The sequence below is a fragment of the Paenibacillus nicotianae genome (assembly GCF_042681745.1).
Taxonomy (GTDB): Bacteria; Bacillota; Bacilli; order Paenibacillales; family Paenibacillaceae; genus Saccharibacillus; species Saccharibacillus nicotianae.
The window spans coordinates 1-4,292 of record NZ_JBHUGF010000007.1 but is presented as its reverse complement, the minus strand read 5'-3'; the positions used below and the strand labels follow the sequence as shown (position 1 = coordinate 4,292).

At 38.0% G+C, this 4,292-nt stretch carries 3 protein-coding genes and 1 pseudogene; all 4 read right to left on the bottom strand.

The window, feature by feature from the left end; genetic code table 11:
* Positions 1 to 1,087, bottom strand: a pseudogene (locus tag ACFSGI_RS03125) (hypothetical protein); the annotation flags it as partial.
* Between the two features lie 171 nt (positions 1,088 to 1,258).
* The gene (locus ACFSGI_RS03120; protein ID WP_204827364.1) at positions 1,259 to 1,546 is read right to left on the bottom strand and encodes a hypothetical protein; all 288 of its coding nucleotides are present in this window, start codon (positions 1,544 to 1,546) and stop codon (positions 1,259 to 1,261) included.
* A gap of 575 nt (positions 1,547 to 2,121) precedes the next feature.
* On the bottom strand, positions 2,122 to 2,619 hold the full coding sequence (locus ACFSGI_RS03115) for a hypothetical protein (RefSeq protein ID WP_204827365.1): 498 nt from the start codon (positions 2,617 to 2,619) through the stop codon (positions 2,122 to 2,124).
* Between the two features lie 12 nt (positions 2,620 to 2,631).
* Positions 2,632 to 4,292 (bottom strand): RHS repeat domain-containing protein (locus ACFSGI_RS03110; RefSeq protein WP_379282411.1); only part of this gene is annotated, 1,661 nt, incomplete at its 5' end.

Here is a 4,292-nt window from a genome sequence, read left to right as displayed (position 1 = left end):
TGTTGCGTGTCTGTGCGCCATTCGTCTGAATCTGGCTCAAACGAAGCTTATCGTAGCCGTAGTTGGTGAAGAAGCTACTGCCTGACAAGCTATTCTTTTGATTGGTGATCCGGTCAAGCGTATCGTAAGCCACATCCAGGCGGGAACTGTATTGATTCGTTCCAGTCGAAGTGAGGCTGGTGATCCGATCTTGTTTGTCGATCGTACTGGTCTGTGTCGCAGTCTTGGTGCCGTTCAGATACAGTTCGTGTCGATCGGTTAAGATATTACCGCCACTACCGAAAATGGTTTTGGTTTGTAAGGTGTTGCCGTTAGTTGCAACTAAGGTCGCTACGGTACGTTGACCTCGCTCGTCGTATTGGTAGTTGGTAATCGTTCCATTGCGATCTCGCATTTCTTCGACCAAACCGCGAGAGCTGTAGCTATTCGCTGTGTTTTTGCCTGACGTATCGGTTTTGTCGGTCAGTTGTCCGGCTTCGTTGTACGCTTTGGTGTATAACGTTTCGCTTGTGCCAGTAGAATCGTTCACAGTAATCTTCGTTAGACCGCCTGTGCCGTCGTACGCATAGCGAGTGGTCTGGTCGATCCCATCTTGCACCGCAGTGAGTCGGTTCAGAGCATCGTAGGTATAGTTGCTGGTGACTCCGTTGCTGTTTTTGCTCTGGTTCGGATCGATGTAGCTTAGGATATTACCTTGTAGATCATAGGTATAGCTTTCTTGAATCGGTTGGCTTTGAGAAGCGCCGTCTTTGAACGCAGTCGTTGTCGCTAGATTGCCGTAGACGTCATAAGATTGTTCCACTGCATTCAGGCGAATACTACGGTTATCTGCATTCGCACGGTAAGCGGACACATCTGCGGCGGCAATCGCAAAATGATTATTTTTCCGCTGGGTCATATGGTTGGCTGTAATATACAGGTTACCATATGGATCGGTCGCTTCCATTTGTTGTCCCCATGCGTCATAACTAGCGGTCTGCGTATTTCCTAGTGGATCGATCGCATAAATGGCGCGTCCTTGATCGTCAGGATGATACTGGGAACGCGTCCAGCCGTTACTTTCGTTGTACGTCTCATCCACTCGCAAAAAGCCAAATCCATCATAGTATGATGATTGACGGCTCAGTACGGTTATCGCTCCTGTAGCCGTGTTGGTGTATTGACCAGTAGATTCACTATATTAAAAAATTTATGTAATTTAGATAAAAATAATTAGAATAAAAACCCACTTAACTAAACTAAGAGAGCCTTATACCATTTAGTAATCCGTTCTATGAATTAATGGCTTTATAACTTCTAATACTTGCAACACAACTGGACTAACTAAAAGAAGATACGAAGCCCAGATAACCATTGTTTTTTCATTTTTCTTAACCTCCTGACTTAATTTTTTGAGCCGAATTTCCTGATTTTTGCTTAGGAAGGAGCTATGTGGTTTAATACAAGAAAAACCACTAAGTATTCCTTCTTTATCATTCAACACTAAACATAACTCTAATGATTGTAAAATGTATGAAATTCCTTCTTTGACGTTCTGATGACGCATACAGTATATCCAAACTTATAGAAAAAAATAGAATATCTGCGATAATGATGAAAGTTAGATTATCTTGAACGAATTCACCTAATTCATTTAACACTGGTTGGGTGAAATAAAGACCTTGAGGAATTTTTATCCTCAAGATCCAACTTAGGGTATACGTATTAAATTATATTCAGCACACGACTGATATTTATAACTTACTAATGTGGTTAACTTTAACCAACACACAAATCAAAACCTAATTCTGTGTTAATAGCAGCAATGAATATTTTTGGTGCTAGATACTACGAACTTGTATTATAAGAATTTGAAGTAAGATAAAAGAAAGAACATAATTTCTAACAAGTACGATTTGCTTATTTTCATCTTTGACAGGTATAGCAGGTTTATATAATGTAGTCATTTGGTTCAAAAAAACGAATGAAGGTTCCATTACCCGCTTAATAAAAATAAATGAAGTATACACTATATAAAATTAATTCTTTTCGATTTGATTTCTCCTAGTATTTAATTTAGAGACATTTTTTTATATCAAAAAGTTTATCTATGTTAAGTAGATAAACTTTTTGAATTTTTTATTAAGGTCCGTAATAAATTTTAATTTCACTAACATTCTGGTTTTTATCAAATTTATATTGTATCCATGTATCACCATCTATAAATCCATCATTTATATCTAATATTCTCTTTTTATCCTTATATACTTTTTCTACAAGCGATTTTGAGGTTCCTATACCTATTTTTTCACTTCCAATCCTATAATTTTTATCTGTTATTTTTACATTCGCTAAAAAATAATCTTTTTGATTATTAGTAGAATTTTTATTCATAAAGAATAAACGGTAGCCTGGATATAACAAATCTTTTGCATACTCTTTACCATTTTCTGAATCAATTATTTCTTTTTCAAGTAAAGGCCTACCTTTACTTGAAAGAATATCTTTGTAAAAAAAAGAAGTTATCCCTGCTTTCAAAAAGTAATCCTTCTCTATTCTTTTTTGATTTCCTAATAAAAAATATATAAAAAGGGATACTAAACATATTAAAGTTACAATAAATAATTTATTATACTTCAAAATCACCACTCCTTAAAAGCCAGCTAAGACCTTACCATTTTCATCTATGTGATATGAGACTTTGCCATAAGGTTTTCGAGCCTTCTGATGATATTTTTTTAAGATACTATAAGGTGTATCTTGTTCTGAAGAAAGACGAGACGTTAAGTCATTTGTAGCCCACCTTGTCCATTTACTACCAAATACTACGTTTCCATCATATGCATATACTATACTGCCATCTACTTTATTTTTTAAAAAATATGATGCTAAATTATCATTTCCAGTAGAAAAGGCAGCCAAATGACCTGCATTACATGTTAAAAATGTTAATGATGTCATTTTTTTAGATTCTAATTGGCTAAAGTTCCCAATCTTTTGACCTGCCGAATTCTTACCGCTAATGCTCATTGCATTTGTGCTTGTTCCATCTTGGAAAATAATAACATTTTCACGCGTGTGAGATATAATGACTACTTCATTTACTTCAACTTGTTTTCCATCTACTACGCCAATATTGTTCCATCCATCTTCAAATTTTGCAATTGTGTTACTTTCCATCATATTTACTGTATCCCCATTTTTTTCGAGTCTTTCTTTTTGAAAATCTGCTTGCGCTTTAAAATTTGAATCTGGATTAGTAGTGTAGAATACATAACTAGCTGCAAATCCTAAAGGATCAATATACATTAATGGACTATTTTCAACATAAGTATAGTTGTTTAAACTTAAAGGATTTGTGATCTTCCCCTCATAACTATCTTCATTTAAAAATCTTCCTTGACTTGGGTCATAATATCTCGATTTTAAATAATATAGTCCCGTCTCGCTGTCGTACGCTTCGCCTGCATATTTGAAATTATTCGCAACCGTCTCTTGTTGCTTGGCAATGTTTCCCCACTCGTCATACCCGTAACTGTTTACAATCGTTCCACTGGTATCGACCATCTGCACCACATCACCATGTCCGTTGAACAGGTAATAGTAGTCTTTACTTGCGGTCTGGTCTTTTTTCACCAGTACTCGATCGCCACGGATATAGGTCGAAGTGTTGCCGTTGCTTCCTTTTTCCGATACCACTTGTCCGCTACCATTATAGCCGTATTGAGTCGTGGATGTGCCTGTCGTTTTCTGAGAACGGAGTCCGTCCGGTAAATAGTCGATCGTTGTTTTGGTTCCATCGATCGTTGCTGCGATCAGTTTGTTATCCAGATCGTAGCTGTAACTAGATTCTTTGGTCGCCGATGCTTCCTGCGTATCACTCAGCGTTTTCCGATTGCCACGTAGATCGTACGTGTAGCTGGCGGTGCTTCCGTCGATTCGTTTCACAGTCGCTAGGCGGTTGAGCTTGTCGTACGTGTAGGTGGATGTTTTGGCTTCGCCACCGTTTAGACTTTCACTTACCGTAAGGATATTGCCGTTGTTGTCATATGTGTAACTGTACGCCGAAAGCGTGCTACTGCCTTTGGTATTGTTCATCTGACTCAAACGGTTGAGGGCATCATAAGTAAAGCTTTCTTTGAGTACACTACCATCGGCTAACGTCGGGAACGTGATCGCTTGTACCATCCCGAGTGGCGTGTATTCGTAGTTCACATTATTCGCTTTGGCAGTGTTGCGTGTCTGTGCGCCATTCGTCTGAATCTGGCTCAAACGAAGCTTATCGTAGCCGTAGTTGGTGAAGAAGCTACTGC

Excerpts from the sequence above, each read along its gene's own strand:
- ACFSGI_RS03120 (WP_204827364.1), bottom strand. The coding sequence starts at position 1,546 with ATGCGTCATCAGAACGTCAAAGAAGGAATTTCATACATTTTACAATCA.